At 38.0% G+C, this 26,917-nt stretch carries 28 protein-coding genes; 6 read left to right on the forward strand and 22 right to left on the reverse strand.

The annotated features are described in order from the left end of the window. Positions 1-34: 34 nt before the first annotated feature. Positions 35-4,738, reverse strand: coding sequence for a Cna B-type domain-containing protein (locus BWR56_RS05590; protein WP_076984607.1), 4,704 nt, complete (start codon positions 4,736-4,738; stop codon positions 35-37). Between the two features lie 563 nt (positions 4,739-5,301). Between BWR56_RS05590 and BWR56_RS05595 the strand changes: the two genes are divergently transcribed. Then, positions 5,302-5,859: a TetR/AcrR family transcriptional regulator gene (locus tag BWR56_RS05595; RefSeq protein ID WP_076984608.1), complete on the forward strand. Its 558-nt coding sequence runs from the start codon at positions 5,302-5,304 to the stop codon at positions 5,857-5,859. Between the two features lie 32 nt (positions 5,860-5,891). On the opposite strand, the gene BWR56_RS05600 is transcribed toward BWR56_RS05595, so the two are convergent. Next, positions 5,892-6,110 (reverse strand): YdbC family protein, encoded by a 219-nt coding sequence (locus BWR56_RS05600; RefSeq protein ID WP_000807419.1) that lies wholly within the window; start codon positions 6,108-6,110, stop codon positions 5,892-5,894. A gap of 103 nt (positions 6,111-6,213) precedes the next feature. Between BWR56_RS05600 and BWR56_RS05605 the strand changes: the two genes are divergently transcribed. After that, on the forward strand, positions 6,214-6,534 hold the full coding sequence (locus BWR56_RS05605) for a eukaryotic translation initiation factor 4 gamma (protein ID WP_049477659.1): 321 nt from the start codon (positions 6,214-6,216) through the stop codon (positions 6,532-6,534). Between the two features lie 27 nt (positions 6,535-6,561). Here the strand turns inward: BWR56_RS05605 and BWR56_RS05610 are convergent, their stop codons facing one another. The 6 genes from BWR56_RS05610 to rpsP form a co-directional block, all read right to left on the reverse strand. After that, positions 6,562-6,900, reverse strand: coding sequence for an ATP cone domain-containing protein (locus tag BWR56_RS05610; RefSeq protein WP_001196045.1), 339 nt, complete (start codon positions 6,898-6,900; stop codon positions 6,562-6,564). An 11-nt stretch (positions 6,901-6,911) separates the two neighbouring features. After that, positions 6,912-7,631, reverse strand: coding sequence for a tRNA (guanosine(37)-N1)-methyltransferase TrmD (gene trmD, locus BWR56_RS05615; RefSeq protein ID WP_002882191.1), 720 nt, complete (start codon positions 7,629-7,631; stop codon positions 6,912-6,914). Continuing rightward, positions 7,621-8,139 (reverse strand): ribosome maturation factor RimM, encoded by a 519-nt coding sequence (gene rimM / locus BWR56_RS05620; protein ID WP_076984609.1) that lies wholly within the window; start codon positions 8,137-8,139, stop codon positions 7,621-7,623. The genes trmD and rimM overlap by 11 nt, the downstream gene beginning before the upstream one ends. A gap of 74 nt (positions 8,140-8,213) precedes the next feature. Beyond that, on the reverse strand, positions 8,214-8,546 hold the full coding sequence (locus BWR56_RS05625; RefSeq protein WP_049477707.1) for a MazG nucleotide pyrophosphohydrolase domain-containing protein: 333 nt from the start codon (positions 8,544-8,546) through the stop codon (positions 8,214-8,216). 41 nt (positions 8,547-8,587) lie between these two features. Next, on the reverse strand, positions 8,588-8,827 hold the full coding sequence (gene kphA, locus BWR56_RS05630; protein ID WP_000379615.1) for an RNA-binding protein KphA: 240 nt from the start codon (positions 8,825-8,827) through the stop codon (positions 8,588-8,590). A 19-nt stretch (positions 8,828-8,846) separates the two neighbouring features. Beyond that, the gene (gene rpsP / locus BWR56_RS05635; protein ID WP_000268760.1) at positions 8,847-9,119 is read right to left on the reverse strand and encodes a 30S ribosomal protein S16; all 273 of its coding nucleotides are present in this window, start codon (positions 9,117-9,119) and stop codon (positions 8,847-8,849) included. A 217-nt stretch (positions 9,120-9,336) separates the two neighbouring features. On the opposite strand from rpsP, the gene BWR56_RS05640 reads away from it, so the two are divergent. Further along, positions 9,337-10,143 carry a peptidylprolyl isomerase gene (locus tag BWR56_RS05640; protein ID WP_000731940.1) on the forward strand — a complete coding sequence of 269 codons (807 nt, stop codon included), beginning with the start codon at positions 9,337-9,339 and terminating at the stop codon, positions 10,141-10,143. Between the two features lie 27 nt (positions 10,144-10,170). Next, positions 10,171-10,410: a zinc-ribbon domain-containing protein gene (locus tag BWR56_RS05645; RefSeq protein WP_000600214.1), complete on the forward strand. Its 240-nt coding sequence runs from the start codon at positions 10,171-10,173 to the stop codon at positions 10,408-10,410. A 42-nt stretch (positions 10,411-10,452) separates the two neighbouring features. Here BWR56_RS05645 and BWR56_RS05650 read toward each other — a convergent pair whose 3' ends face one another. The 7 genes from BWR56_RS05650 to BWR56_RS05680 all read right to left on the reverse strand — a co-directional run bounded on the left by BWR56_RS05650 (position 10,453) and on the right by BWR56_RS05680 (position 16,949). Then, positions 10,453-11,994 (reverse strand): ABC-F family ATP-binding cassette domain-containing protein, encoded by a 1,542-nt coding sequence (locus BWR56_RS05650; protein ID WP_076984610.1) that lies wholly within the window; start codon positions 11,992-11,994, stop codon positions 10,453-10,455. A gap of 1 nt (position 11,995) precedes the next feature. Further along, positions 11,996-12,475: a VanZ family protein gene (locus tag BWR56_RS05655; protein WP_000163102.1), complete on the reverse strand. Its 480-nt coding sequence runs from the start codon at positions 12,473-12,475 to the stop codon at positions 11,996-11,998. A gap of 1 nt (position 12,476) precedes the next feature. After that, entirely contained in the window at positions 12,477-13,562 is a 1,086-nt protein-coding gene (gene rlmN / locus BWR56_RS05660; protein WP_000804759.1) for a dual-specificity RNA methyltransferase RlmN, read from the reverse strand. 20 nt (positions 13,563-13,582) lie between these two features. Further along, the gene (locus BWR56_RS05665; RefSeq protein WP_001224364.1) at positions 13,583-14,113 is read right to left on the reverse strand and encodes a YutD family protein; all 531 of its coding nucleotides are present in this window, start codon (positions 14,111-14,113) and stop codon (positions 13,583-13,585) included. A 155-nt stretch (positions 14,114-14,268) separates the two neighbouring features. Next, positions 14,269-14,874, reverse strand: a complete 606-nt coding sequence (gene sodA, locus BWR56_RS05670) for a superoxide dismutase SodA (protein WP_049505675.1) — start codon at positions 14,872-14,874, stop codon at positions 14,269-14,271. A gap of 69 nt (positions 14,875-14,943) precedes the next feature. Then, the gene (gene holA, locus BWR56_RS05675) at positions 14,944-15,981 is read right to left on the reverse strand and encodes a DNA polymerase III subunit delta (protein ID WP_076984611.1); all 1,038 of its coding nucleotides are present in this window, start codon (positions 15,979-15,981) and stop codon (positions 14,944-14,946) included. Between the two features lie 32 nt (positions 15,982-16,013). Next, positions 16,014-16,949 carry a dihydroorotate oxidase gene (locus tag BWR56_RS05680; protein WP_071851082.1) on the reverse strand — a complete coding sequence of 312 codons (936 nt, stop codon included), beginning with the start codon at positions 16,947-16,949 and terminating at the stop codon, positions 16,014-16,016. 205 nt (positions 16,950-17,154) lie between these two features. Here BWR56_RS05680 and gdhA point away from each other — a divergent pair, with 205 nt between their 5' ends. Both gdhA and BWR56_RS05690 read left to right on the forward strand, forming a co-directional pair. Next, complete coding sequence (gdhA, locus tag BWR56_RS05685; protein WP_000199520.1) at positions 17,155-18,501, forward strand: NADP-specific glutamate dehydrogenase; 1,347 nt, start codon at positions 17,155-17,157, stop codon at positions 18,499-18,501. A 31-nt stretch (positions 18,502-18,532) separates the two neighbouring features. Further along, a complete protein-coding gene (locus tag BWR56_RS05690; RefSeq protein WP_049505679.1) occupies positions 18,533-19,018 on the forward strand; it encodes a GNAT family N-acetyltransferase in 486 nt (161 codons plus the stop codon). A gap of 101 nt (positions 19,019-19,119) precedes the next feature. Here the strand turns inward: BWR56_RS05690 and BWR56_RS05695 are convergent, their stop codons facing one another. The 7 genes from BWR56_RS05695 to BWR56_RS05730 form a co-directional block, all read right to left on the reverse strand. Further along, on the reverse strand, positions 19,120-19,488 hold the full coding sequence (locus BWR56_RS05695; protein WP_000559015.1) for an EXLDI protein: 369 nt from the start codon (positions 19,486-19,488) through the stop codon (positions 19,120-19,122). Positions 19,489-19,550: 62 nt separating this feature from the next. Next, complete coding sequence (locus BWR56_RS05700) at positions 19,551-20,453, reverse strand: DUF2268 domain-containing putative Zn-dependent protease (RefSeq protein WP_049505680.1); 903 nt, start codon at positions 20,451-20,453, stop codon at positions 19,551-19,553. Between the two features lie 478 nt (positions 20,454-20,931). After that, a complete protein-coding gene (locus BWR56_RS05705) occupies positions 20,932-22,119 on the reverse strand; it encodes a tyrosine-type recombinase/integrase (RefSeq protein ID WP_076984612.1) in 1,188 nt (395 codons plus the stop codon). After that, positions 22,091-22,360 carry a DUF3173 family protein gene (locus BWR56_RS05710; protein ID WP_000450956.1) on the reverse strand — a complete coding sequence of 90 codons (270 nt, stop codon included), beginning with the start codon at positions 22,358-22,360 and terminating at the stop codon, positions 22,091-22,093. The genes BWR56_RS05705 and BWR56_RS05710 overlap by 29 nt, the downstream gene beginning before the upstream one ends. 306 nt (positions 22,361-22,666) lie before the next feature. Further along, complete coding sequence (locus BWR56_RS05720) at positions 22,667-22,888, reverse strand: helix-turn-helix domain-containing protein (protein WP_076984614.1); 222 nt, start codon at positions 22,886-22,888, stop codon at positions 22,667-22,669. A 1,603-nt stretch (positions 22,889-24,491) separates the two neighbouring features. Then, positions 24,492-26,234 carry an ABC transporter ATP-binding protein gene (locus BWR56_RS05725; RefSeq protein ID WP_076984615.1) on the reverse strand — a complete coding sequence of 581 codons (1,743 nt, stop codon included), beginning with the start codon at positions 26,232-26,234 and terminating at the stop codon, positions 24,492-24,494. Then, positions 26,227-26,916, reverse strand: a complete 690-nt coding sequence (locus BWR56_RS05730; protein ID WP_076984616.1) for a hypothetical protein — start codon at positions 26,914-26,916, stop codon at positions 26,227-26,229. The genes BWR56_RS05725 and BWR56_RS05730 overlap by 8 nt, the downstream gene beginning before the upstream one ends. Position 26,917 lies beyond the last annotated feature (1 nt).

Consider the following 26,917-nt stretch of genomic DNA (forward strand, 5'->3'; position numbering starts at 1 on the left):
AAGAACTAACTGAAAATCAACTCTAATATAGAGATTATTTATTTTTACGGCTTACAAAGTACAATCCACCAGTCACTGCCATCAAAGCAAGTCCTGCAACTACTGCTGCGCTAGATGCTTTTTCACCAGTGTTAGGAAGTTGAGGTTTTGGACCTGGTTTTCCTGGTTCATTTGGTTTACCTGGTGTTGGTTTTTCTGGAGTGTGTGTATTTGTGATATTGAAGCCTTCTACTTTAGATGAATAACCTTCAACTGGAACTTCTACTACAGAGTATTCGATTGCTTGACCGTCTTTATAACGATCAAGGTCTGTGAACTCATAAGTCCAACCAGTTGCTTCTGAGGCTACCGCAGTCTTACCAGTGTCTTGACCATCGGCAAGAAGTTTCACTGTGATAGATGCTGGACGGATACCGTCTTTGTTCTCTTCATCTTTCCAGATCTTATGACCTTTTACAGATGTTTTCTCTGGAGCATGTGTATTGGTAACTGTGTACTTACCATCTTTGTCCGTAGTAACTGTTGAGGTATATTCTTTCACAGCTACTTCTTTGACAGTGTACTTGATTTCTTTACCATTTTCATACTTAGGAAGTGCTTTTGATTCGAACTTCCAGCCAGTTGCTTCTGAAACTTCAATTTCTTGAACAACTTTGTCGCCGTTAAGAATTTGAACTTTCACTTTATCTGCACGTTTGCCGTCTTGGTTGTTGTTATCTTTCCAAACCTTAGTTCCTGAAAGAACGACTGTTTCTGGTGTGTGAGTGTTTGTCACGACCTGACCAGTTACAGAGGATTCATAACCAGCCGGTACGTCTACTTCCTTGATAGAGTAAGTGATTTCTTTACCAGCTTCGTATTGTGGAAGATTTGTGAAGGATGCTACCCAAGTGTTAGCGTCTGTCTTATCCCTAGCTGTCAAGGTCAATTTCTTACCTTCAACAGCTACTGGATCTGCATCTCCTACTTTTTTATAAAGTTGAACCGTTACGGACTCAGGACGTTTGCCGTCTTGGTTGTTCGCATCGTTCCATACTTTTGTTACCTTGTAGTCGATTGCTTTAGGAGCATATTTGTTTGTGATCGTAAAGTCTGTAATCGTTGATTCGTATTCTGCTACGGCATCTTCTGTTACAGTGTATTTGATTTCTTTACCATCTTTATATTTTGCTAATTTCGTGAATTCGACAGTCCAAGTTCCGTCTGCGGCTGCTTGAACTTCTTTCGATTCAACTTTCTGACCGTCTGCTAAAAGATTGATTGTAATCTTGGTTGGACGTTTACCGTCTTGGTTGTTTGCGTCATCCCAGTTCTTAGTTGCTTTTACATCAACTGTTTCTGGAGAATAGCTATTTGTGATGGTGAATCCTGATGCAGCGTCACCAGTAACGTCAGAAGTGTAACCAGTAACAGTTACTTCTACTACAGTGTACTGGATAGGTGTTCCGCCTTTATCAGCATCAAGATTTGTGAAGCTTCCTGCCCAACCGTTTGCTTCAGTCAATTCAAGTGTTTTACCTGTATCTTGACCATCTGCAAGCAATTTAACTGTGATAGAAGTTGGACGTTTACCGTCTTGGTTGTTTGCGTCCTTCCATACTTTCTTCACAGGAACTTCAGTTTTCGCTGGAGTGTATTTGTTTGTAAATACAAGATCGTTAGCTTCTTTTGAAGCAGTTGCTTTCAATTCAGTTGCACTTACTTTCACAACAGTTACTTCAACTTCTTGAACTGTCTTATCGTAAGTGATGCCTGTTTCAGTTCCAGCAACTTCAGAGATGGTATACTTGTGAGTTCCCACTTGGCTCTCATCATATGAGATTGGTGAGAATGTCACTGTTCCATCAGCAGCGTTTTTCACCGTTTCAACAACAGTTCCGTCTTCTTTCTTCAATTCAAAGCTGTATTTACCAGCTTCAAGGTCTTTACCTTCAAGAACTTTCTTAGCTCCAAGAGTTACACTTGTAGCCCCTGCTGGAGTGTAAGTGTTCTCAAATGCTTTTTCATCGTCGTAAGTAACAGTTGCTTCAAGGGCACCTTTACCATTGTCCGCTACAGTAACTGTAGCTGTGATTGTTTTCGAGTCGTACGTGATGCCTGTAGCAGTTCCAGCTTTTTCAGCAATCTTGTAAGTGAAAGTTCCAGCTTTATCGAATTCCAAGGCTGAGAACTTAACGTTTCCATCTTTGTCATTCTTGACTGTTTCTTTCACGTTACCATCTTGGTCTGTCAAAGTAAATTCAAACTCATCAGCTTTCAACTCACGACCAGTAAGTGTTTTCTTAACTGCAAGAGTAGCCGGAATTTTTGAAGCTCCGTAGCTGTTGTTGAACTCTTTGTCAGCTGGATAAGTTACGTTAGCAGTAAGTTTTCCTTCACCATCGTCTGTTACTTCTACTGTGACTTTAACTTCGAGACTATCGTATGTTACACCGTCAATAGTTTGTCCAGCGTTTGTTTCAACGATAGTGTACTTGTATGTTCCAGCTTTAGTGTATTCGATTGGTGCAAATGTGACCTTACCGTCAGCAGTGTTCTTCACTTTTTGAACTTCTGAACCATCTGCGTCATTCTTCAAGACAAACTCAAACTCATCAGCTTTCAAGGTACGACCTGAAAGAGCTTTTGTTACTTCAATAGGAGCTGACGTTTTCTTAGGAGCGTATGTGTTTTCAAAAGTCTTATCATCGTTTTCGTATGCGACAGCTGCAGATAATTTGCCTTCAGCATCTGCTGATACAGTAACTGTTACGCCAACAGGGTTGGCATCGTAAGTAACACCTTTTTCAGTTGTGTTCGCTTTTTTCTCAACAATGTGGTAGTTGTATGTACCAGCTTTGTCAAATGTTAATTCGGCAAAAATGATATTACCATCCACATCATTTGTTACTGTTTCAACAACTTTACCTGTCTTGTCATCGAACAAGTCAAATTCAAACTCACCAGCTTTCATAACACGACCAGTCAATTTTTTAATTGCTTGGATTTGAGCATTTACTGGCGTTGGGCCTTCGTTAGTGATTTCTTTGCCGTTAGTGTTATACTTAACAGTATAAGTTGCACCACTAGCACCATTAATAGTAGCACCTTCAGCAAGTGGGATACCTGTTCCGTCTTCCAACTCACGAACAGAGTAAACTAATTTGCTGCCATCTGTATCAAGTTCCGGTAATTGGTCTTTCCACTCATAAGTGTAGACACCATCATTTTCAGTTACAGTTGGTGTATAAGAACCAGTGACAGGTTTAGCGTCTGTTTCTGCTTCGCTTTCTTTACGAACATAAAGACCTACACTTACTTGTTTGTAGTCTCCTGCGTTACCCTTAGTCCATTTTTTAGTGGCTGTAAAGTCAACTGTTTTACGTTTGTTCGGAATGTTCAAGATAACAGGTTCACCAGTCATCTTAACTTCACGTTCTGTTTTATCTAGAATATATCCGTCTTTAGTGCGAACTTCTGTAACAACGTAAGTTCCGTTTGACAATACAGGTGTGATGGCAACACCGTTTTCATCTGTCTTGATAGTGTATTTCTTCGATTTGTCGTCTTTATTGACAATATCGAATTCAACATCTTTCAATTTAACATTAGCATCGCCTTCATCATATTTAACGATTTTAACTTTACCAGCAAGGTCAACCGAAACTGTCGCACCTACCGATTTAACAGCCAAAACTTCAGTTGAGTGCACTGTTTTGGTGTTTGTAGTACCATTCCATGATTTCCATGTTGGACGAGCTTCTCCATCTACAGTGATACCAGCTGAGTTTTTAACTTTTGTGCCATCAGCTGGGGTAGTTGTGTGATATTCGAGATGGAAAGCCTTTGTTCCCGTGTTGGTTGGCAAGAGCAGTTCGTAACCAAAACCACTGTTTGTAATCTTCAAAAGAGCTTTGTGATCTGAATCAGCCTTATAAGCAGCAGGATCGGTTGTTACTTGATAAGTTTCCAACTCACTAGCTAGGTCTGCCTTTGAAGTATTCGTTGATTCATAAGTAACGGCCTTAAGAACAAAGCTGTCTGCGATGAAGGTAGCCAAGGAACCGCCATCTTTATCAATAGCATCTTTAATAATAACAGTCTTACCTGTTAAATCTTCAGCCGCACGGTTGACACGCATCCACCACGCTACATAATTAACCGTACCGTTCGACCAACCACCTTTGTGGATAATCTCACCTTCAACATTAACGGCATCTTCATCTTTATAAGGTTTAAAGGTAATGGTTTGTGTACCCCCGGGGAGGTTATAGGTTACCGTGTTTTCCGTGCCCGTCGTCGTTGCATTTGACGCAACGGTAAAGGTTCCTTTTACATTTTGTTTATCTTCAACTTCTTTACTGAAAGTAAAAGTTATAACACCTGTTACGCTGTCGGCTACTACTTTACCCAGGACTTTATTACTTGAGGTATCAATCAAATCCAAAGTGGCATCTTTAAGAGACAAACCATCTGGAACTTTGATTGTGAAGTAATCCCCTTCTTTAATATCTCCGGCAGCTAAGCCAGGAAAAGCAAACTTCCCATTAAATAAAACACCTTTGTAAGTGCTTCCCTTAGCATGCCAGAAAATTTCATCAGCATTTCCTGTATCCTCAGCAAGGATTTTAACGTCTGAAAAGACAACTTTATTGGTGATGTCTGCTGCTTCGACTTGAGTTGTTTTAGCAAACACCCCCAAGAGCATCAGAGGAAAAAGAACTGTTAATAATAATTTTTTGAAATTTTTCTTTTTCATAATATTCCTTTCTAAATGATTGAAATTGATTGAATAGTGCATCGTCTTCTCCCCGTAAGCAACACCCCCTTTCAATCACGTAGATTAATTACATAGTTATGAGCCTTATACTATGTAATTTTGCTTGGGTAAAGAATATACTGTTAGCATTATTCAAAATATTAAATTCAATCTTTAGCAGGAGTATCACTACTCATGATCAGATGGAAATATAGCAAAATATCGTCCACGACTATTATACTACATATCTTTGAATATTTTTATTAAAATCTTTTTATCTATCAAGTTATTTATTTACACATTGTCAAGCGTTTTGATATATTATTTCATAACACCATATAAAAAATGACTTTCCTAAGAATTGTCTGAAAATACTGACATAATAGGAGTTTGCAAAAAGTAATGCCTCCTTGTAACAATCTGTTATTTCTAATAAATCTATGATATAATAGTCTTATAGAGGCTTTCAAATAATCATCTATTCAGTTTATTTATGCTAAAGGGAAAGCTTGGGTAATACTAAATCTAGTATTTTTAATATTTATAGATAGGAAGGTAAAGTTATGGCAAACAAAACTAGAGAGTTAATCTTAGATGCTTTTATCACTCTTGCAAGGAGAAACCCTCAGCGAACTTCTTTTACCATGACTGAGATTGCTGCAGAAGCTGGTATTTCCCGCCAAGCGATTTATCAAAAGCACTTTAATAACTTTGAAGATATTATCGATTATATCCACAAGGAGACCGATCAACAAATCTTCAATATTTTTAACAACTACTGTCCTGAAAGAGATGGCGATCCCATCACTCTCTTAGCGGACCGCGTTCTTCCTCTCATCTATGAAAAGCGAGAAGTCATCGGTGCCTTGTACAATTCTCAAGCCGACCCATGTTGGAAGGAGTTTCTGCGTGGGACATACTCGGAGTGGGTACTAAAAAATATTAATTACCAACTGAAATATAATTTTAGTAAAGAGGACATCGCTTATATCATTACGACCATGGCAATCTCTTTCATTGAAGTCTGGATTCGTAAAGATAATCCAATCCCCCCTGAAGAGTATAGAGAGACTTTCATTCAATTGTCTAAGACTTCTCTCTGTGACTATATTGTGTCCTAAAAAAGAATCTTGAGTTACACTCAAGATTCTTTTTATTGTCCCCCTTTAAAGGCATCGACCATTACCTGAAATTCTTCATTGGAAAGCGTGATTCCTTTGCCCATTTTGGTATGGTCAGGACTCCAAGAACGAATATCAAACTTTGCTGGTGCTCCATTAAAGCTAACGCGATTTAGTTCTTTAGTCCATCCTTTGTCATTTTCAGACAAGGTCAGTAAGTGTTCTTCGATCTCAAATGTAAATTCTGCCATTTTAACTCCTTTATGTGATATGCTTTCTATAGTCTATTCGTAAAAATCTTGTGGTTTTTAGGAAAATTTTATATAATGTGGATATATAAGAAGGGAGGATTCTATGAGACAGACATTCAAACTAGTTCTAGATAAACTACATGGTTTTCTCAATGGGAATGATGATCATCCGCAAATCCAGGATAACTCCCTCACTGCTATGATTGAACAAGCCATCCAGAAAAAGACGGCTGTTCATGTTATACTTGCTGAGACAAGTTTTACGGGTGATATTGTTAAACACGATGCTAATCGCCAACAAATTATCGTCAAAAATTTTTCAAAAAACGTAACTCGAATCATTCGTATCAGTGACATTAAGCGACTTCGTTTCGTTCCCTCAACTGTACAAAAAGCTCAGAAAAGTCTATTTAAGAAAGAGTGAGATGTTCTTTGCATCCCACTCTTTTTCTTAACGGATTTGTTCAAAATGAAGATGAACAGCGATATGGTCGCCATAACCACTTCTCTCCAAATCGCGTTGCAAGCGATAAGAGATATAATGTTCTGCGATTGTAATGTAGCCAGCTCCAAGCAAGCGGTGCTCAACCATTGACTGGATCATGCTGATAGTCGCACGTTCTACTTTTGCTTCTTCCAAGTCCAAAACGACTTTTTTAGTAACTTGAGCTAAGTTTTGACGTAAGTCATCGGTCAAAACATAAACTGTTTGAGCTGCTTTTAGGACAGCTTGGTAAATTTTATCTGGATCAAATTCAGCAATTTCTCCATTACGTTTGATTACTTGCATAAGGTTCTCCTTTATTCTTTGTTTTCTTTGATTTCAGCCAGCATCTTTTCTTCCTCTGCTGTTAGTTGATAGTTTTCTAGCAGGTCAGGTCTGCGCTCGTAGGTTTTCTTTAGACTCTCATACAGTCGCCACTGGCGAATCTTTTCATGGTGCCCACTCATGAGCACATCTGGCACGACCATGCCTCGATAGTCATAAGGGCGAGTATACTGAGGATATTCGAGAAGTCCCGAAGAGAAGCTATCATCCTGGTGACTAGACTCCTTACCAATCACTTCTGGAATCAAGCGCACGGTCGCATCAATCATAGTCATGGCTGCCAATTCACCACCAGTCAAAACATAATCTCCTAGAGAAATTTCATCGGTTACCAAGGTTTTGATACGCTCGTCATACCCTTCATAGTGACCACAGATAAAGATCAGTTCCTCTTCCTGAGCCAAATCCTCAGCGTAGGCTTGATCGAACTGTTTTCCAGCAGGATCAAGAAGAATGACACGGGGATTTTTCTTTTCAATAGCATCAAAGGCATCGAAAATGGGTTGAGCCCTTAGCAACATCCCCTGACCGCCTCCGTAAGGTTCATCGTCAACATGACGGGCCTTTTCAGCATATTCTCTGAAATTATGATACTGGATATCCAAGAGCCCTTTTTCTCGAGCCTTCCCAACAATCGAGTGCTCCAGCGGAGAAAACATCTCCGGAAAGAGGGTTAAAATATCAATCTTCATCATCTAACCCTTCTAAGATTTCCACTTGAACCCGCATGTTTGGAATATCAACATTGAGAACTACTGGCGGAATGTAAGGTAAAAGCAAATCTCGCTTGCCTTTTCGCTTGACCACCCAGACATCATTGGCGCCTGGTTGCAGAATTTCCTTGATGGTTCCAACCAAGTTATCTCCCTCGTAAACATCCAAACCGATAATCTCGTGATAGTAGAATTCACCATCATCTAAATCGTTCAAATCTTCCTCAGCGACCTTGAGACTATAGCCCTTGTACTTTTCAATCGCATTGATATGGTACATGTCTTTGAATTTGATAATGTCAAAGTTCTTATGCTTACGATGACTTGCGATGGTCACTGTTTGGACAAACTGATCTTTTTCATCAAATAAAGCCAGCTCTGCCCCTTTTTTAAACCGTTCCTCAGCAAAATCCGTCACAGACAAGACTCGCATCTCACCCTGTAAACCCTGCGTATTAACGATTTTTCCAACATTAAAGTAGTTCATCTTGTCTCCTGTATCTATTTCTATCCTTATTTTATCACGTTCTATGGATTTTCACAAGTTGGAGAAAGAGGACATCAACTCTCCTTTCTCTTCAAAAATCCTTCCAAATCTCTTTCATGCTGATACTTAATGGCAGACTTCTTATCTTTGTCAAAGATGGTTTTGGTTAGGTCAATATCGTTGATGGCCGCAATTGCAACCGTATAGTGAATGATATCTGCCAGTTCTTTGGCTAGTTCCTCGTTTGAGTCCTGAACGCCCTCTTTTCGACCAGAGCGCCCATTCAAGACCTCAGCTACTTCTCCGACTTCCTCCACTAGTTTGATAAAGAGGCCTTCCTCAGTTCGAGACTGTTGGTAATGTTCGAGTAAGTAAGCTTGTAATTGTCTAAAGGTTAAATCCTTCATCTTCTCCTCCACAAAAAAGCGAGACATCTGTCCCGCTTTCTTTATTTTTCATCGATAACGATTCTTACTTTCTTGTCTTCAGTTGGGACAGAGTAGACAATCGTTCTTATCGCTGAGATAGTGCGACCCTTACGACCGATAACACGACCGACATCGCTTTGGTCAAGATCCAAGTGATACTCCAAAAACTCTGGCGTGTCTTCGATCTTGATAGTTAAGGCATCAGGGTGTGAAATCAAAGGTTTCACAATCGCAATAATGAGATTTTCAATCGTATCCATCTGTCAACCTACTTTAAACTTATTTTGAGAATTTAGAATCGTGGAATTTTTTCAATACGCCTTCTTTTGAAAGGATGTTGCGAACTGTATCTGAAGGTTGAGCTCCATCAGCCAACCATGCAAGAACGCGGTCTTCTTTCAAAGTTACTTGGTTTTCAGCAACAAGTGGGTTGTAAGTCCCAACTGTTTCGATGAAACGTCCGTCACGTGGTGAACGTGAGTCTGCTACGTTGATACGGTAGAAAGGTTTTTTCTTAGAACCCATACGAGTCAAACGGATTTTAACTGCCATTTTTTAATGTCTCTTTTCTTATTTTTTTATTTCGGTGAAATAGCTGAGCTATTTAGCACATGTTCTATTATAGCAGATTTCTGACAGGTGTCAAGAAAAAAACTTGACAGAGTCTTAATTTTTTTAACTACTAGAAATTTTTAGTAAAATCTTTTACATTTGAAATCAAACTCCTTTTAAGGTACAATGGTAGAAATGAATTTTTGAGAGGTTAACAATGAAAAAACTAGCAACCCTTCTTTTACTATCAACTGTAGCCCTTGTTGGATGTACTAGTATCCAACGTGGTCTCCGTGGTGATGAATATGTCGACTCTAGTATCTCTGCTGAAGAAAGCTCAAAAGCAGCTGCTCAGGCTGCCAAAGATTTGAATGACGCTTTGACAAATGACAATGCCAACTTCCCTCAACTTTCTAAGGAAGTTGCTGAAGACGAAGCTGAGGTCATTTTACACACAAATCAAGGCGATATCCGCATCAAACTCTTTCCAAAACTAGCACCTCTTGCGGTTGAAAACTTCCTTACTCACGCTAAGGAAGGCTACTATAACGGCATCACCTTCCACCGTGTCATCGATGGCTTTATGGTTCAAACTGGAGATCCTAAGGGAGATGGTACAGGAGGCCAATCTATCTGGCATGATAAGGATAAAACGAAGGACAAGGGAACTGGTTTCAAAAATGAAATCTCTCCTTACCTATACAATATCCGAGGAGCCCTTGCTATGGCTAACACTGGTCAACCAAACACCAACGGTAGCCAGTTCTTCATCAACCAAAATTCAACAGATATTTCAGCTAAACTCCCTACAAGCAAGTATCCAAAGAAAATCATCGAAGCCTATAAAGAAGGTGGAAATCCAAGTCTAGACGGCAAACACCCTGTCTTTGGTCAAGTCATCGATGGCATGGATATTGTTGACAAAATTGCCAAGGCTGAAAAAGATGAGAAAGACAAACCAACGTCTGCTATCACCATTGATAGTATCGAAGTGGTAAAAGACTACGATTTCAGCAAAAAATAAGCCATCAACAGATAAGGAGACGATGACATGATTTTATTTTGGGGTTCTAAAGGTTATCAGAAAGATTTGGGACATACGCAAACAGCGATCGAATGTGGTCACTGTAACAATGTCGACACATGGGAGATCGTAGAAACTGGACGCAAATTTACCCTCTACTGGATTCCACTTTTTCCTTATGGTAAAAGTTACTTCGTTTCTTGTCCGATTTGCCACTACGGTAAAGAAATTGAGAAATCTGAAGTTGAAAACTATTTAAATTACTAGTCAAAAAAGCCAAGTCATTTCGACTTGGCTTTTTTAGCACCTTTAAGTTAGCTTGTTAAAGTCCCAGATTTGGTCCATCCAGCCTTCATAAAAGTCTGGTTCGTGGCAAACCATTAGAATACTTCCTTTGTATTCTTTAAGCGCCCGTTTGAGTTCATCCTTGGCATCTACATCCAAGTGGTTGGTCGGCTCGTCCAGCACTAAGACGTTATTTTCACGGTTCATCAAGAGACAGAAACGCACCTTGGCCTGTTCCCCACCTGACAAGACTTGAATTTGACTTTCGATGTGCTTGGTTGTCAAACCACAACGAGCAAGGGCCGCACGAACTTCTGCCTGATTGAGTGCAGGAAAGGCATTCCAGACAGCTTCAAGAGGGGTTTGACGATTGCCACCTTCTACTTCTTGCTCAAAGTAACCAAGTTCTAGGTAATCACCGCGTTCAACTACCCCAGCGATTGGCGGAATAATGCCCAAGAGAGACTTCAAGAGGGTTGTTTTCCCGATACCATTTGCCCCGATAATAGCAACCTTTTGATTGCGTTCAAAGGTGAGGTTTAAAGGCTTAGTCAGAGGACGGTCATAACCAATCTGCAAGTCCTTGGCTTGGAAGATAAAACGCCCTGGCGTACGAGCTGTTTTGAAATCAAAGGATGGTTTTGGCTTCTCACTTTGCAGTTCGATAATATCCATCTTGTCGAGTTTCTTTTGACGGGACATGGCCATATTACGCGTTGCAACACGCGCTTTGTTTCGAGCCACGAAATCCTTGAGGTCTGCAATCTCTTTCTGTTGGCGTTCGTAGGCTGCCTCCAGTTGAGATTTCTTCATAGCATAGACTTCTTGGAACTGGTAATAGTCACCAGAGTAACGCGTCAGCTGTTGATTTTCCACATGGTAGACGATATTGATTACGTCGTTGAGGAAAGGAATATCGTGAGAAATAAGGACAAAGGCATTCTCATAGTTTTGGAGATAACGCTTGAGCCAGTCAATGTGTTCAGCATCCAAGTAGTTGGTTGGCTCGTCAAGCAACAAAATATCTGGTTTTTCAAGGAGGAGTTTAGCCAAAAGCACCTTGGTTCTTTGTCCACCTGATAAGGCTGTTACATCTGTATCCATGCCATAGTCCATGACACCCAGAGCACGCGCTACTTCATCAATCTTAGCATCCAAAGTATAGAAGTCACGACTCTCCAAACGGTCTTGTAGTTCGCCAACTTCTTCCATGAGCGCGTCGATATCCGCTCCGTCTTCAGCCATTTCCATATAGAGGTCATTGATACGAGCTTCTGCTTTAAATAGCTCATCAAAGGCTGTACGCAAGACATCACGCACGGTTTGACCTTCCTTTAGTACAGCGTGCTGATCCAGATAGCCAGCAGTCACATATTTGGACCACTCCACCTTCCCTTCATCTGGTAACATCTTACCAGTCACGATGCTCATAAAGGTTGATTTCCCTTCACCATTGGCGCCGACTAGACCGATATGTTCTCCCTTGAGGAGACGGAAGGACACATCTTCAAAAATTGCACGGTCACCAAAACCGTGACTTAAATTTTTAACTTCTAAAATACTCATTCTAATTCCTTATCTTGTTTTTATGCAGTCCTTTATAGAGGACCCAAGCCAGATAGCCTCCCAGGGTATTGGTCCACAAATCATCAATCTCAAAGACGCGATTAAAATCAAAGAAAAAGTCTAAGACCAGTTGCGTGCACTCGATTCCTAAACTCAGTAGAAAGCTGAGAAGGATGATTTTTTTGGTTTGTCGCAAGTTTGGGCAGAGATAGATCAGTTGAAAGACTAGTGGGAAAAGCAAGAAGACATTTAAAATGTTCTGCAAAAAGATCCAAAGGACTTGTCCCAAACTAGTCACTTCACCCAGTTTCCAAAAGGAGTTTAAGGGAGTTAAAAGAAAAACCAGGCGTCCAAAAGTTTGAATACCTGGAGTTTCCACTCCTGTAGGAAGTTGAGGTTGGGGAGTAAAACAAAAACAGACAATGCAAAGACTGTAAATAGCCACTCCCAATCTTAAGATTAATTCTCTTTTTTTAGTCATTTTATGGATTTACCGCTGCGACTGCCTTCTGGCGGTCACGTTTCATTGTATTGGAGCGTAATTGTCCACAAGCTGCATCAATATCTGTACCATGCTCTTGACGGACAACACAGTTGACCCCTTTTTTCTTGAGGGTATCGTAGAAGGCCATCACGCGCTCTTTAGGACTACGGCTATATTGGTCATGTTCACTAACTGGGTTATAGGGAATCAAGTTGACATATGACAATTTCTTGATGTTTTTGAGCAATTCAGCCAATTCCAAGGCTTGTTCAACGCCATCGTTGACTTCATTGAGCATGATATATTCAAAAGTTACACGACGATTAGTTTTTTCGATATAGTACTCAATAGCTGCAAAGAGCTTTTCAATCGGAAAGGCACGGTTAATCTTCATGATGCTTGAGCGCAATTCATTATTGGGTGCGTGAAGAGACACAGCCAGATTGACCTGTACGCCTTCATTAGCAAAGTCACGAATTTTATGGGCCAAACCTGAGGTTGAAACAGTGATGTGGCGAGCACCGATAGCCATTCCCTTGTCATCATTGATGGTACGGACAAAATTCAACACATTGTTGTAGTTATCAAATGGTTCACCAATTCCCATAACAACGATATGGCTGACACGTTCATCCTGACCACGTTCATCAAAGTATTTCTGAACCAGCATAATCTGCGCTACGATTTCCCCATTATTAAGATCACGTTGCTTCTTAATCAAGCCTGACGCACAGAAGGTACAACCGATATTACAACCGACCTGAGTGGTCACACAGACTGACAAACCGTAGTGTTGACGCATGAGTACTGTCTCAATCAACATGCCATCTGGCAACTCGAAAAGATACTTAACAGTACCGTCAGCTGACTCTTGTACAATCCGTTGTTTCAAAGGATTTACGACAAACTGGTCATTGAGCTTAGCAATCAAATCCTTGGAAAGGTTGGTCATTTCTTCAAATGACTGCACACGTTTACGGTAGAGCCATTCCCAGATTTGATCTGCACGGAATTTCTTTTCCCCTTGTTCTAATACCCATTCTTGCATTGTTTGACGTGTTAAACTATAAATAGAAGGTTTCATCTCTTCTCCTTATTCTCTATCTATTTCTGACGAATGACAAAATGGCGCTGTCCCTTGTCCTCTTTCTGAGACTTTTGGTCCTTATGACGACGTCTATTTCGCTTATCCGTATTTGGTTTTCTCTTATTTTGCGAAGGTTTCTTGCCTCTTCTAGGAAGGTTCTCCTCATCCTTTTTACGCATTTTTTTGTCAAATGAAGCCCGTTTCGGTGCTTGGTTTTCTAGGACAAAATAAGCACAACCATAACTACAATACTCTAAAAGATAATCCTGTAAGCGACTGATTTTTTCAATTTTTTCCTCTGTTCGGTCGTCTTTATAAAAGCCACGTAGACGGAGCTGTTCATTGCTCCAGTCCCCCACGACATAATCAAACTTGGTCAACACCTCAGAAAAGCGTTGATTAAAGACTGTCACATCGAAAGCATCCTTGATATTTTCAACCAAGGTAAAAGCAATCCCTTCAGTCTCAACCTTATCCCCATTCACATGAAATTCTGGGCCAGGAAACTTGTTATAGTTGTATAATTCAGGTGCAATTTCTTTACGCATAGTCTTCCTTTTCCACGATTACTTAACACTCTATTTTACCATATTTTCTACAAGTTGGCACGAATATCCTGTAAATGAAAAAAGTCTGACGATTCTGTCAGACTTCTGCTTTATAACTTTAAAAAGAGAAGAACAATTCTTCCCTCCATATTTTATTATTTTGCTGCTGCGTAAAGCTCATCTACTTTGTTCCAGTTAATGACTGAGAAGAAAGCTTTGATGTAGTCAGGACGTACATTGCGGTATTTCACATAGTAAGCATGTTCCCAAACGTCCAAGCCCAAAATTGGTTTTTTACCTTCTGAGATTGGTGTATCTTGGTTTGCTGTTGAAGTCACTTCAAGCTTCCCTTCTTTGTTGACAACCAACCATGCCCAGCCAGAACCAAAGCGAGTTGTAGCTGCTGCTGTAAAGGCTGCTTGGAATTCTTCAAATGAACCAAATGTTGCGTCGATTGCTGCTGCAAGTTCTGCTGATGGAGCAGTTTTTTCAGGAGTCATCAATTCCCAGAAAAGAGCGTGGTTCAAGTGTCCACCACCATTGTTGATAAGTGCTTGACGGATATCAGCTGGGATAGAATCTACATCAGTAAGCAAAGCTTCAAGGTCTTCACCGATTTCAGGGTGTTTTTCAAGAGCTACATTTGCATTGTTGACATAAGTTTGGTGGTGTTTGTCATGGTGCAAGTGCATTGTTTCTGCATCGATGTATGGTTCCAAAGCGTCGTATGCGTATGGAAGGTCTGGTAAGATAATAGCCATCTGTAATACCTCTTTTTCTTTCTATATGAAAATGATAACGCAATCATCCTCTTTTTTCAAGTTTTTTGCTCAATTTGCTTCTGCCGCGATCTGCAAAAGTGCCTTTTCAAACAGGTACCCTTTTTCATAGACACCTGTCTTAATCTGGTAGTCCGTTTCAATTAAATAAGAAATCGCTCGCTTGAGAAAGGCCAAGGAAATCCCTCTCGAATCTCTCAATGCAAACTTGATTTGATAAGGATTAGGGTTGCGCCCCAAGTAAGTTCCCAGACTGCTTGCAATCTGCGATTCCGTCTGACCAGTCTCTGATAAAATCTTCACTTGGGTAAAGGTTCGAAACTGTCCTAACATGACAGCTATGAGCTTGATCTCATCCTCCCCTTGCAAGGTCAAGTCTCTAACCAGGTCACGGGCCTGGTCGATCTTTTTGCCCAAGATAAGCTGAGTCAAATCAAAAATATTGTCCTGCAGAGTCTTTGGAATAGCCTCGACAATGTCCTTCTCCTCTATCATGCCATCTGACTTATAAGACTGTAAAAAAAGGAGATTTTTCTGGATTTCACTAAATTGAAAACCAGATTTGAGAAGTAGATTTTCAAAGGATTGCCCCACAAACTGCAGACCTTGTGTCTGACTCCATTTTTGGAAATACTGACGAATCTCTTGTTCCTTAGGTTCAATAGCATCAAAGACAGTCGCATCTCGTTTGAGCAATTTGACCAGCCGTCTTTTACTATCTAACTTTCCTTCTGCAAAAATCAACAACTTGGTTGTTGGCGAAGGGTTACCAAGGTATTCCTCAAATGACTTGAGCTCATCATCTGTTAAAAAACGTTTCTTGGCTGTTGTGATATCGACAAAATGGTCTAATATTACGATTTTCTCATCCGTAAAGAAAGGGAGACTGACCAACTCCAACTCTAACTCTTTATAGGCTACTTCTTTCATATCAAAGTAAGCAAAGTTAAGATCAGCTGGATCATAACCAATCTGTTTCAACACTTGACTCTTCATCACTTCAAACTGGCCCTGATCTGTCCCTGTAAATAGATTCAAGCTAGATAGATTTGATAAAGTCAACTTCTTACTGTCTTCAATGGCTAGCATCATCTCTCCTTTCTTCTGATTTTTTACTAACTTTAATCAATATAGCGCAATTTCCCACGAAAATCTTCTAGTCTCTCGTACCCTTTTTCCGCCATGATTTCTTTCAGTTCATTGGTAATGCGTTCAAAAGCACCGACGCCTTCTTTGTGAAGAGTGGTTCCCACCTGCACCATACTTGCTCCACAGAGGATATGTTCAAAGGCATCACGACCAGTCAGAACGCCACCTGTTCCGATGATTTGGATTTGGGGATTTAAACGTTGGTAAAAGGCGTGCACATTCGCTAGAGCAGTCGGTTTGATATACTCTCCACCAATGCCACCAAAACCATTTTTAGGACGAATCACGACCGACTCGTCTTCTATATAAAGGCCGTTTCCGATAGAGTTAACACAGTTAACAAACTTGAGCGGATATTTGTTGAAAATAGCTGCCGCTTGATCAAAGTGAACAATATCAAAATAAGGTGGCAATTTTATTCCAAGAGGTTTGGTAAAGTAGGCAAAGACTTCTGCCAAGATACAATCTGTTGTCTCAAAATCATAAGCAATCTGAGGTTTTCCTGGAACATTTGGACAAGAGAGATTAAGCTCTGTCAGTCCTTTGAATTCACTCTCTTGCACTTTTTTCAAGATGGTATGTGTTTCTTCTGGAGACATGCCAACTAGAGATAGGAAGAAAGTTCGGTTTGGCTCTTTTTCCTGCAAGTCCAAAAGATAGTTCAAATAGTAGTCTAAGCCATTATTTGGCAAGCCCATGGAGTTGATAGAACCAAGTGGAACATCCTGGTATCGTGGCTCAGGATTGCCCTGACGAAAGTCCAAGGTCGCAGTCTTCGTAACAAAAGTACCCGCTGCTGAGTTTTTGACCCCTTCTAGCTCCTCTATCGTCATACAAGCCACACCTGCTGCATTCATCAAGCAATTGTCAAACTCAAAGCCAGCTATTTGTGTTTTCGTTGATACCATGATTCTGATCCTCCAGATTCCTTTTATTTCTAATATTATACCATACTTTAAGATTTTCTCTTTGAGAAACTAATTTCTATATAAAACGTTCGGTTTTGTAAATTGAAAGAATTTTTAGAAAATTTCTGTTTTTTTCTTTACACTCAAAAAAAATTCTGCTATAATGGCTCATGTAATAAAATATAACAACAAAAAGGAGAACGATATGACATCTGCTAAAGACTATATCCAAAGCGTGTTTGCAACTGTGAAAGCTCGTAACGGGCATGAGGCTGAATTTCTCCAGGCGGTTGAAGAATTCTTCAGCACTTTGGAACCTGTATTTGAAAAACACCCTGAGTATATCGAAGAAAACATCTTGGCACGCATCACTGAGCCTGAGCGCGTGATTTCTTTCCGTGTTCCTTGGGTTGACCGTGAAGGTAAAGTCCAAGTCAACCGTGGTTACCGTGTTCAATTCAACTCAGCTGTTGGACCATATAAAGGCGGACTTCGTTTCCACCCAACTGTAAACCAAGGGATCTTGAAATTCCTTGGCTTCGAACAAATCTTTAAAAACGTCTTAACTGGACTTCCAATCGGTGGAGGTAAAGGGGGATCAGACTTCGATCCTAAAGGTAAGACTGACGCTGAAGTGATGCGCTTCTGCCAAAGCTTCATGACTGAATTGCAAAAATATATCGGACCATCTCTTGACGTACCTGCTGGTGATATCGGTGTTGGTGGACGTGAAATTGGTTACCTTTACGGACAATACAAACGTCTTAACCAATTTGATGCGGGTGTCTTGACTGGTAAACCTCTTGGATTTGGTGGTAGCTTGATTCGTCCAGAAGCAACTGGTTATGGTTTGGTTTACTACACTGAAGAAATGCTCAAAGCTAATGGTAACAGTTTTGCTGGTAAGAAAGTGGTTATTTCAGGTTCTGGTAACGTAGCTCAATATGCTCTTCAAAAAGCGACTGAACTCGGCGCTACTGTTATCTCTGTATCTGACTCAAACGGTTATGTCATCGACGAAAATGGTATTGACTTCGATCTTTTGGTTGATGTTAAAGAAAAACGCCGTGCTCGTTTGACTGAGTATGCAGCTGAGAAAGCAACTGCTACTTACCATGAAGGTTCTGTATGGACTTACGCTGGTAACTACGACATCGCTCTTCCATGTGCGACTCAAAACGAAATCAACGGTGAAGCAGCTAAACGTTTGGTTGCTCAAGGCGTTATCTGTGTATCTGAAGGTGCTAACATGCCTAGTGACCTTGATGCGATTAAAGTCTACAAAGAAAACGGAATCCTTTACGGACCTGCCAAAGCTGCCAACGCTGGTGGTGTAGCTGTATCAGCGCTTGAAATGAGCCAAAACAGCCTTCGCCTTTCATGGACCCGTGAAGAAGTTGATGGACGCCTCAAAGACATCATGACAAACATCTTCAATACAGCTAAAACAACTGCTGAAACATACGGTCTTGGTACTGACTACCTTGCAGGAGCAAATATCGCTGCCTTCGAAAACGTAGCAAACGCTATGATTGCACAAGGTATTGTTTAATTAGTCGATACATCCTATCGGAGGACAAATGATGAACTTACGGCCAATGGAAGTAAGAGATAATCCAGCTGTAGCACAACTCATTCGAGCTAGTCTTGAAGAATTCGGGCTTGACAAACCTGGAACTGTCTACTTTGATTCTCATCTAGATCATTTGGCCGACTACTATCAACAGCAAGAGAGGTCAGCTTACTTTATTCTGGAAGATGAAGGTCAGCTGGTTGGCTGTGGTGGCTTTGCACCTGTGTCTGATAAGATTGCTGAATTACAAAAACTGTATGTCACTAAAAATAGCCGTGGCAAAGGTTATTCTAGCAGGTTGATAAAGCGGATATTCCAGGAAGCCCGTCTAGCTGGTTATGAACAGCTTTATCTAGAAACCTCTACTGAACTGGCTACGGCTGTCGCCATCTATCAACACTATGGTTTCACATCACTGCAACAACCACTTGCTAACGCCGCCGGCCACCCAGCTATGAATATCTGGATGATAAAATCTCTCTTATCAGATGAATAGATGGCAGTATACTAATGTAGCCAATGCTATGATAGTAAAGGTATTGTTTAAGCACTATCAAACTAGAAGAAATCCGACTGCTTATAAAAGCGGCCGGATTTTTATATATCTAATTTTTCAAAAAATTTGCCTGTTAACTGCTTTTCTTTTAGCTTCTCAAGCAGCTCATTTTCCAGAAAAGGACTTAGTTCGTCAAAATCTTGACAAACCTTAAAAACAGTCTCTCTGTCCAACTGACCATAAGCTAATTCGTAATAGTCCTTATTATGCTGCCAGTTCTGGTCATAGTTGACATCTGTCCGTTGATAGTAAACGATGTTTTGCTTCGGAGTCAGGTAAAGCTTCTGTGTTAGAATGCTTTTCTGATCTTTAGATAACTTGCTACGGCTAAAAATTTTAACACCTTGAAAAATCTTGCGCTCATGAATTCCTTGATCTGTCACCTTCAATTCAATTCTTTTATAGTGCATACTATCACCTCCTGAAATCACCTACATTATATCATGTTCTGGCAAATTTTCAAACAAAAGTGTCATTTCCAAAAGTCTTCAGTCGCCTCTAAAATCTCTTCTGTTGGTGTTACTGTGGCCTCAATAATGCTCTTGCTTGTTCTTTTCAGATAAGCTTGTATAAGATGATAGCCATAAGCATAGCCCGCAGCATAAGGCATACCAACCGGTATCTGACCTTGAATCTCTGCAATTTCATCACCGTAGAGATAAGGAGCCATTTCCGCCATCCCTGTTAGCTGAAGCTGACTTGAGATGATGGGCTTAATCTCCTCTAATTGCTCTGGACTGGTTGAAGTAACCCAGGGTCCAATGAGCTCCTTGCCATAGAGCTCAGCAGCAAAAGACTCTGCCAATCCTTCACTAACTACCCAGTCTGCTAGTGTCGTCTGCTGATTCCATTTGATAAATTGGAAGCGGACATTGTGATTGCACTCGTGAGCCAATGCCGCTTGAATACGTGGCAAAGTATAGTCATTAGGCAGTATGCTTAACATGAGATAACCTGGGATTCCACCATCTCCGCTGTAACCCTTATGGAGCTGTAACATGGCCTTTTCAGGGTTGCCCAATAAAATAGTAAAATGGTAATCCTCAACCTCTAAATCATAGCCAGCTTGCTTAAAAAGACCGATACTCCTCTTGATGGTTTCCTGGCAGTCCTGCCAGAGTTGATCAGAGCTCAGAGCGTTGATAGCTGGTCTATCCTCTTCCGAGAGAGTTGCGGGCAACTGATTCATAAATCCAAGTAAAAATAGAGCATCAAATCCTCCAGGATACTTCGCTTTCAGAGGAATGTGTTGAGTTTGGTATTTGGAAGCAAAAGGTGCTAAAATCTTAGCTCGAAAGAGACCTTCTCTCTTTTCTAAAGGAAGCTCGAGCATCTCCTGATAAACTTTATCTGAACGAATCGTATTGATTTGCATAATAAACTCCTTTCTTATCTACTATTAGTATAATCCCTTCCCTAAGGTCAGGGTCAAGAAGAAAATTGAAATATCTATTAAAATTTCATTGAAATTACCTCAAACCGTTCGAAAATTACCTTCAATAAAGTTCTTTAATACTGAGATTATAATATCCGGAGTATCAATAAATTAAAAACTTACTTTTCTACTGTTCATAGGAATGATGATAGCAGAAAAAAATAAATCCTGAAGGGTAAAAACTTGTATCATTTTTTATGGAAAACCTATTATTCAAAACTTGTTTGTCTCCTAGATATACTATATAATTAGTTTGCCCCATTTGTTCCCCATGAAAGATAAAAAGAAAAACCGCTACTCCTAAGAATAGCGGTTTTATATGTTTTTTTAAGCTACTAATGTAGTTGCTCTATTATTTAAGAGTAACAATTTGCAAATCCTATTTTCTCCCAGCATTAGTGGGTTAATTCCTCAATTTTCAACTCTGGCAGGAATTTGGTAGGTAAATTGATAATCCAAGATTATCTAAACTGTTTGTAATCTCTTCTGAAATTGTTGAATCACCTGAATAATACCAATGACTATATGTATTCAACGTGGTCGACTTATCAGCGTGTCCTAATCGATATGAAACATATAAAGTATCCTTATGTAACACATTTATAAGATAAGATGCATGACTATGTCTTAATCCTTTCCCCGTAATTTCTGGTACACCAGTAATCTTAGCATGCCTTTTTATTATCCTAGAAATTGTAGACTTACACAAGGGGGCACCAAAACGTGATATTACATAATCTTTATCATCATTCTTGATTTGAACTTCTCGCCATTTTTTAAGTATTGTAATCGTAAAATCATCTAAATCAATTTTACGATTTCCTGCTACTGTCTTTGTTTGTTGTTTAGCATACCATACACCGTTTTTGTCTTTCTCAATTGTCGAATGAACATGAATCCATTTACGTTCAAAATCAATATCTTCCCATTTAAGAGCAATACCCTCACTAACTCTTAAGCCAGTCATAAAATATAACCAGATCGTCATGTAATTATGGAGTCCCTCATACTCACTAATATCAAAAGAGTTTATTACCTTCGTAAATTCATCAAATGTCCAAAATTTTGTATCAGGGTGCTTTCCTCTAGGATTATCTAATCCTTTAAAAGGAACTCTATCAATATAACCCAATCTTTCTGCATAGCCCAGACATGCTTTAAATCTAGACCACATATTTTTAGCATAGTTACTAGAATACTTGTCTATAATAGCTAAGCGAAATCTTTCACAGTCAATAGTACTAATATCTGATAATTTTTTACTACCAAATTGCTTAATAAATAACTGATGATGTGGTAAAGCAGTCTGATAAGTTACAAATTGAACTTTTTGTTGATAATATTTTAAATAAATCTCTTCCATAAACTCTCTAAAAGTTAGAAAACTATTATTAATAGTAGAGTTCACAAATTCATGTTTTAAACGAAGTATCTCTTCATATGCTTCCTTAAAAGAATTAAACGGTAGTCCCTGTTGATTTTTCCTTCCTTTCTTTTGAATTCTTTTCCCAGTTATTGGATCAACTCCTAATTCAATTTGAAAATAAATTTTTCCTTTTGAATCTTTGTATACACCTTTATATTTCTTTGTCTTTGATATAACCATTTTTCTCACCTTCTATATCTGAAAAAGAAATACCAATTAAATTTTCTACAATATTTTTAGGAGCAATGCCTAACCTTTTATTATCGAAAGGTGAACATCCTAATTGTACCGCATTCTTATCATTTTTTCTAGCTTCTTCAAACTTTTTTACAGCAATCTTTTTTGCTTGTCTAATAATATTTCTAGATGTGTGCTCTGGAAAACCAATCGCAACTAAATCTTTATAGTTTACTGTTTCCATGATTTTACTACTTCCTTTCTTAGATTTTTTCACCTCCATGGCATGACTGATGAAGTCATCATAAGAATTTCACTTGCTGCTCTTTTACGGTGGCAGCCTGAACGGTCAGAAGTATCATTGTATATCATTTGTATCTTGGCATATAAAGTATCGCTCTATTTTATTGATGGTTTTAAAATCGCTCTTATCATGGCGAGCCATTCAAATCTGCTCCACAAATGAGGAAAGTACCATTTTGGACTATTCAATTGTCAAAGAACAAATAAAAAAATCTCCTCATTTTCACACTCTATGCAATTGAGGAGATTATTTTCTAAAGCGAATTTTATCAGGAAAATCTGTCAATCCCAATAGGTAGTCTGAACTGACATCGTAAAAGTTTGAGAGAGTGACCAATACATCTGCTGTTAACGTATGCTCACCCCGTTCAATTTTAGCATAAGCTGAGTTTGTAAACGAAAGTATTTCAGCTATTTGTTTTTGGGTCAAGTCGTGATCTTCCCTCAAATCTCTCAAACGTCTGTACATCTAGCTTTCTCCTGAGAAAAGTATAATATATAAAACTAAGAAATCTTTCAAAGTGTCCAAATTGGACATTTTGAACTAAAATTAATTTATTAAACACTTCTCATAAGCATATCTATTAACCGACTGAGAGCAAAGATTTTATCAACTATTTAAAATTACTGACATTCAAAATTTAGTCTTATTGTAAAATAAAGTAAAACACAAAAGACATGTTTATCTGATATATTATAGTCTCAAAAATATTTCAAAATTATAGGAAATTGTTCACAAATCAGTCACTCAATCACTTCTCTGAAGCTGAACAATACTAAATTTTAGTTTTATTTAAACAAAGGAAAAAGCTGCTTAGACTGCTCGTAATTAGGATAGAAACCGTTCTATTTTTACTTGTAAAACTAATAGAAATTTTGTAACACAGGCGAAACAAATCAATGGATAGAAGATCTACTGATAACAGTATTATGCAAATCCAATCTAGAATTTTCATTATCATTCTATAGAAGCTAGCTATTACTTATAACTAAATAAGATTTAGCCTGACTTTCTGACAGAGTTCACTGAAGTGATGAAAGAAAAAACAAGGGGACATAGTATGAAAACTTTCGTCCACACTTATAAATTCCAACCTTTTGATTATGTGACTATTAGTTAGCATATTTCGGGAGTATAAAAATTTAAGGATTGAAAATTGCATACTATATTTTACTACTGATTATTCCAGAACTTTCCCTCCTGATAACATGTTACTCTAAGTTGCTCTCAGTGGGAATGATTGGTATTATCACTCATGGGAGTTTCACCCACTATCTTTTTACGATGGCGGCCTGAACGGTCAGAAGTATCATTATTTGTGTCATGGCAGATAGGTTAGCATACTATTTTTGAATAAATGATTCTCGCTCATTTCCTAGCACATTACATTCTATTGCTCAACAAATAAAGTCCCACCTAAGATTATTCAATTATCAATGAACAAATCAGGAGGGACCATTTTTTATTTTTCAGGTAATAAGGATAATATACCAGCCCTAATATATACTTTATAGAGGGAAGAGAGCATTATTAAATAGTCAATAGGTATCTAGCGTTCGTTGACCACCCTCAATCTTAGAGTATGAAATTGACTCCAGAACAAGTACTGTGCAATATACTCTTGCGTAAATCAAATCTCTGACGCGCCTATACACTCGTTCACTTCTAAGAAAATTATAGTTAAGATCTGAACGAGACTTGTATTTTATGCCAAATTGACATAAAAATATTTAAAAACACACTTATAAATTAAATAAATATATTATTAACTATTGTTAATGATTAATAGTGTAAAATATAAAAACGAACAAGATTAATTTTCTAATAAGGTACATTCTTAATCCGTTCGTTTTCTATTTAATAGTTTTTACTATCTTAAATGCCGATTGTTGATTTATATATCATTTTAGGTACTGCTATCTTTTTCATATATAAAATATGTCGAAAATATTGATTCACCCTATTGATTTTTATCGTTGATCAAGGCCCATTGATTTTTGAGTTTTTCTTAAATCCTAATTGGTTTACTGAAAAAATCGTCTAAACCTTAATTCTATTAATTTGCTGACTTTCACGCTCCTTTATTAATAAACTGAGTTTCAACCAATTCTTTATAGAGTTTATTCCTTGATAATAGTTCTTGATGAGTACCGAAGTCATGTACTTCTCCTTCTCTTATTAAATAAATTGAATCAGCGTTTTGAATCGTAGATAATCTATGAGCAATTATTAAAACAGTCTTCTTACTAGATAAATCTTTAATTACTTGTTGTATTTTTGACTCGTTTATACTATCTAAATTCGATGTACTCTCATCCAATAATATTATGTCATTCGGAGAAATTAAAGCCCTAGCTAACGATAACCTTTGTTGTTCACCACCACTCAAAGTGAGTCCAGACTCCCCTATTACCCTATCTAGTATTTCTTCCTCAGGAATATCCTGAAAAAGATTAACTAAATTAAGTGCATACAAGCAGTCAAATCTTGAAACATTCTTATTAGCAATTTGTAGATTCTCTAGTACTGTTCCAGAAAAGATTGAAGCATTTTGTTCCACAAAGGTTATCTTTGAACGAAGAACTTTAATTGGCAAATCATAAATATTATTTCCATACAATTCTATTGACCCATTATCTGAATCATAAAATCTTTCAATAAGTTCAAATATTGTTGTTTTTCCTGAACCAGATGGTCCAACTAATGCTGTCACTCCCGGACCATTAACTGAAATATTAATCTTGTTTAGAATATTTTTATCAGAATTGCCATTATATTTAAAGGTTAAATTTTTAATTTGCAAAACTAGATTCGTTTTTTTATCAAGAACATTTAAAGAATTTACATCATCTTCTATCGGAAGTTCCAATGCAAGTTTAATCCTAGAATAAGCTCCTAACCCCTCATTTATTGATGACAATACTCCTCCTAGCATTGCAGCTGGAGTCAGTACTAGCATTACATACATTATAAAGGCACTTAGATTTCCAATAGATATAATCCCTGTAGCAACTCTAATTGAACCAATTCCAATAATTATTATTAGCATTATTTGTAGTGCTATATTGGAAAAGCCACTTATAATCGATTTAAAAATAGCTACTTTTTTACCAATTTTTGTCGCATTAGTTACAACACTACTCATTCTTTCAATAAAAACAACTTCTGATAAAAATGCTCGAATAGTCCTAATCCCCCGCAAAGTTCGTTCTAACTCAGAGGATAACTCTCCAACTATTTCTTGTAAATCCTTTGCAATCGGTCTAGTTTTTTTTCCAAGCAATAAGCCACAAATTAAAAGAGAGAGTACGGCTAACAAAGATACACCAAATAATTGAATATCAAGATAAAACATCATAATTAATGCAAATATCATTGTAAATGTTTGTGATATCAATTCTACTATTCCTTGGCTCAAAATCCCCCTTAGCTGGGCTGTATCCGCACTCAAGATTGATGCCAAATCCCCAATCTTTTTAGTATCAAATACTTCAATCTTATATTTTATTGATCGATTTACAATTTGAATTCGTAAACTACTCACTAAATTTTCACTAATACTCTCCAATATATACTGCTTAATTGAGTTAAGGATTGCAGATAACAATACTATTATGGAGAAAAATATTACAGTTTGTCCTAAAATGTTATCGTTAATATTGTCAATAATTTTTGAAAGAAGTATTGGTTGAAAAATTGATAATGTTGACGAAATCAGTGCAATAATCAAAGCAATACTTATAGCTATTTTATAAGGTTTTAGTAATGTTAAAAATTCCCCGAACGTGACTTCTGAATGTTTTTGACTATTCATTTTTCAACCTCTTTTTGACTTTCAAATAAATTAATAGGAGTAAAATCAAATTCCACAATAACAATATGATATGACTATCAGATACTGCTGATATTTTAAAACTTTCAGAAATAGTTTCATAATAAATGAATGGTAATACTCCAGGAAATACACGCTCAATATAGGGTATAACTAATATTGGAAATAGTAGCAAAGTAGCTATCGCTGTCATCGAACTCTTAAAAAATAAAGTTAAATAATATGCAATGAAGAAACACAAAACGCTACTGAATAGATAAGAAAAAAACTGTATTATGCTAACTTCTTTAATACTTCCTTTAAAAATGAAGAAGATTGCGATAACTAAGAATGATAGAATGGCTTGTAATACACAATCTATCAATTCAACAATAATGATTTTTTGTGTACTGCTTTTTTTGTTTCCGGTTAATAAATAGACTATTTTAGATTCTGGATTCTCGACTTCTATAGATCCATTTATCAGTCCACCAATCATAAATAAATAAGATGTAATTGCCAAAATTTGATTAATTGATAACACAATATAACTTCCATTGATTTCAAATGTTATCAAACTAAGAATACATGTAAATAGAATAAGCAATAAATGACTTAAAATTTGTATTTTCACTGCATTCAAACTATATTTTTTATAAATAAGAGCATATACTATTTCATCCATA

This window comes from Streptococcus oralis, assembly GCF_001983955.1.
GTDB classification, from domain to species: domain Bacteria; phylum Bacillota; class Bacilli; order Lactobacillales; family Streptococcaceae; genus Streptococcus; species Streptococcus jiangnanensis.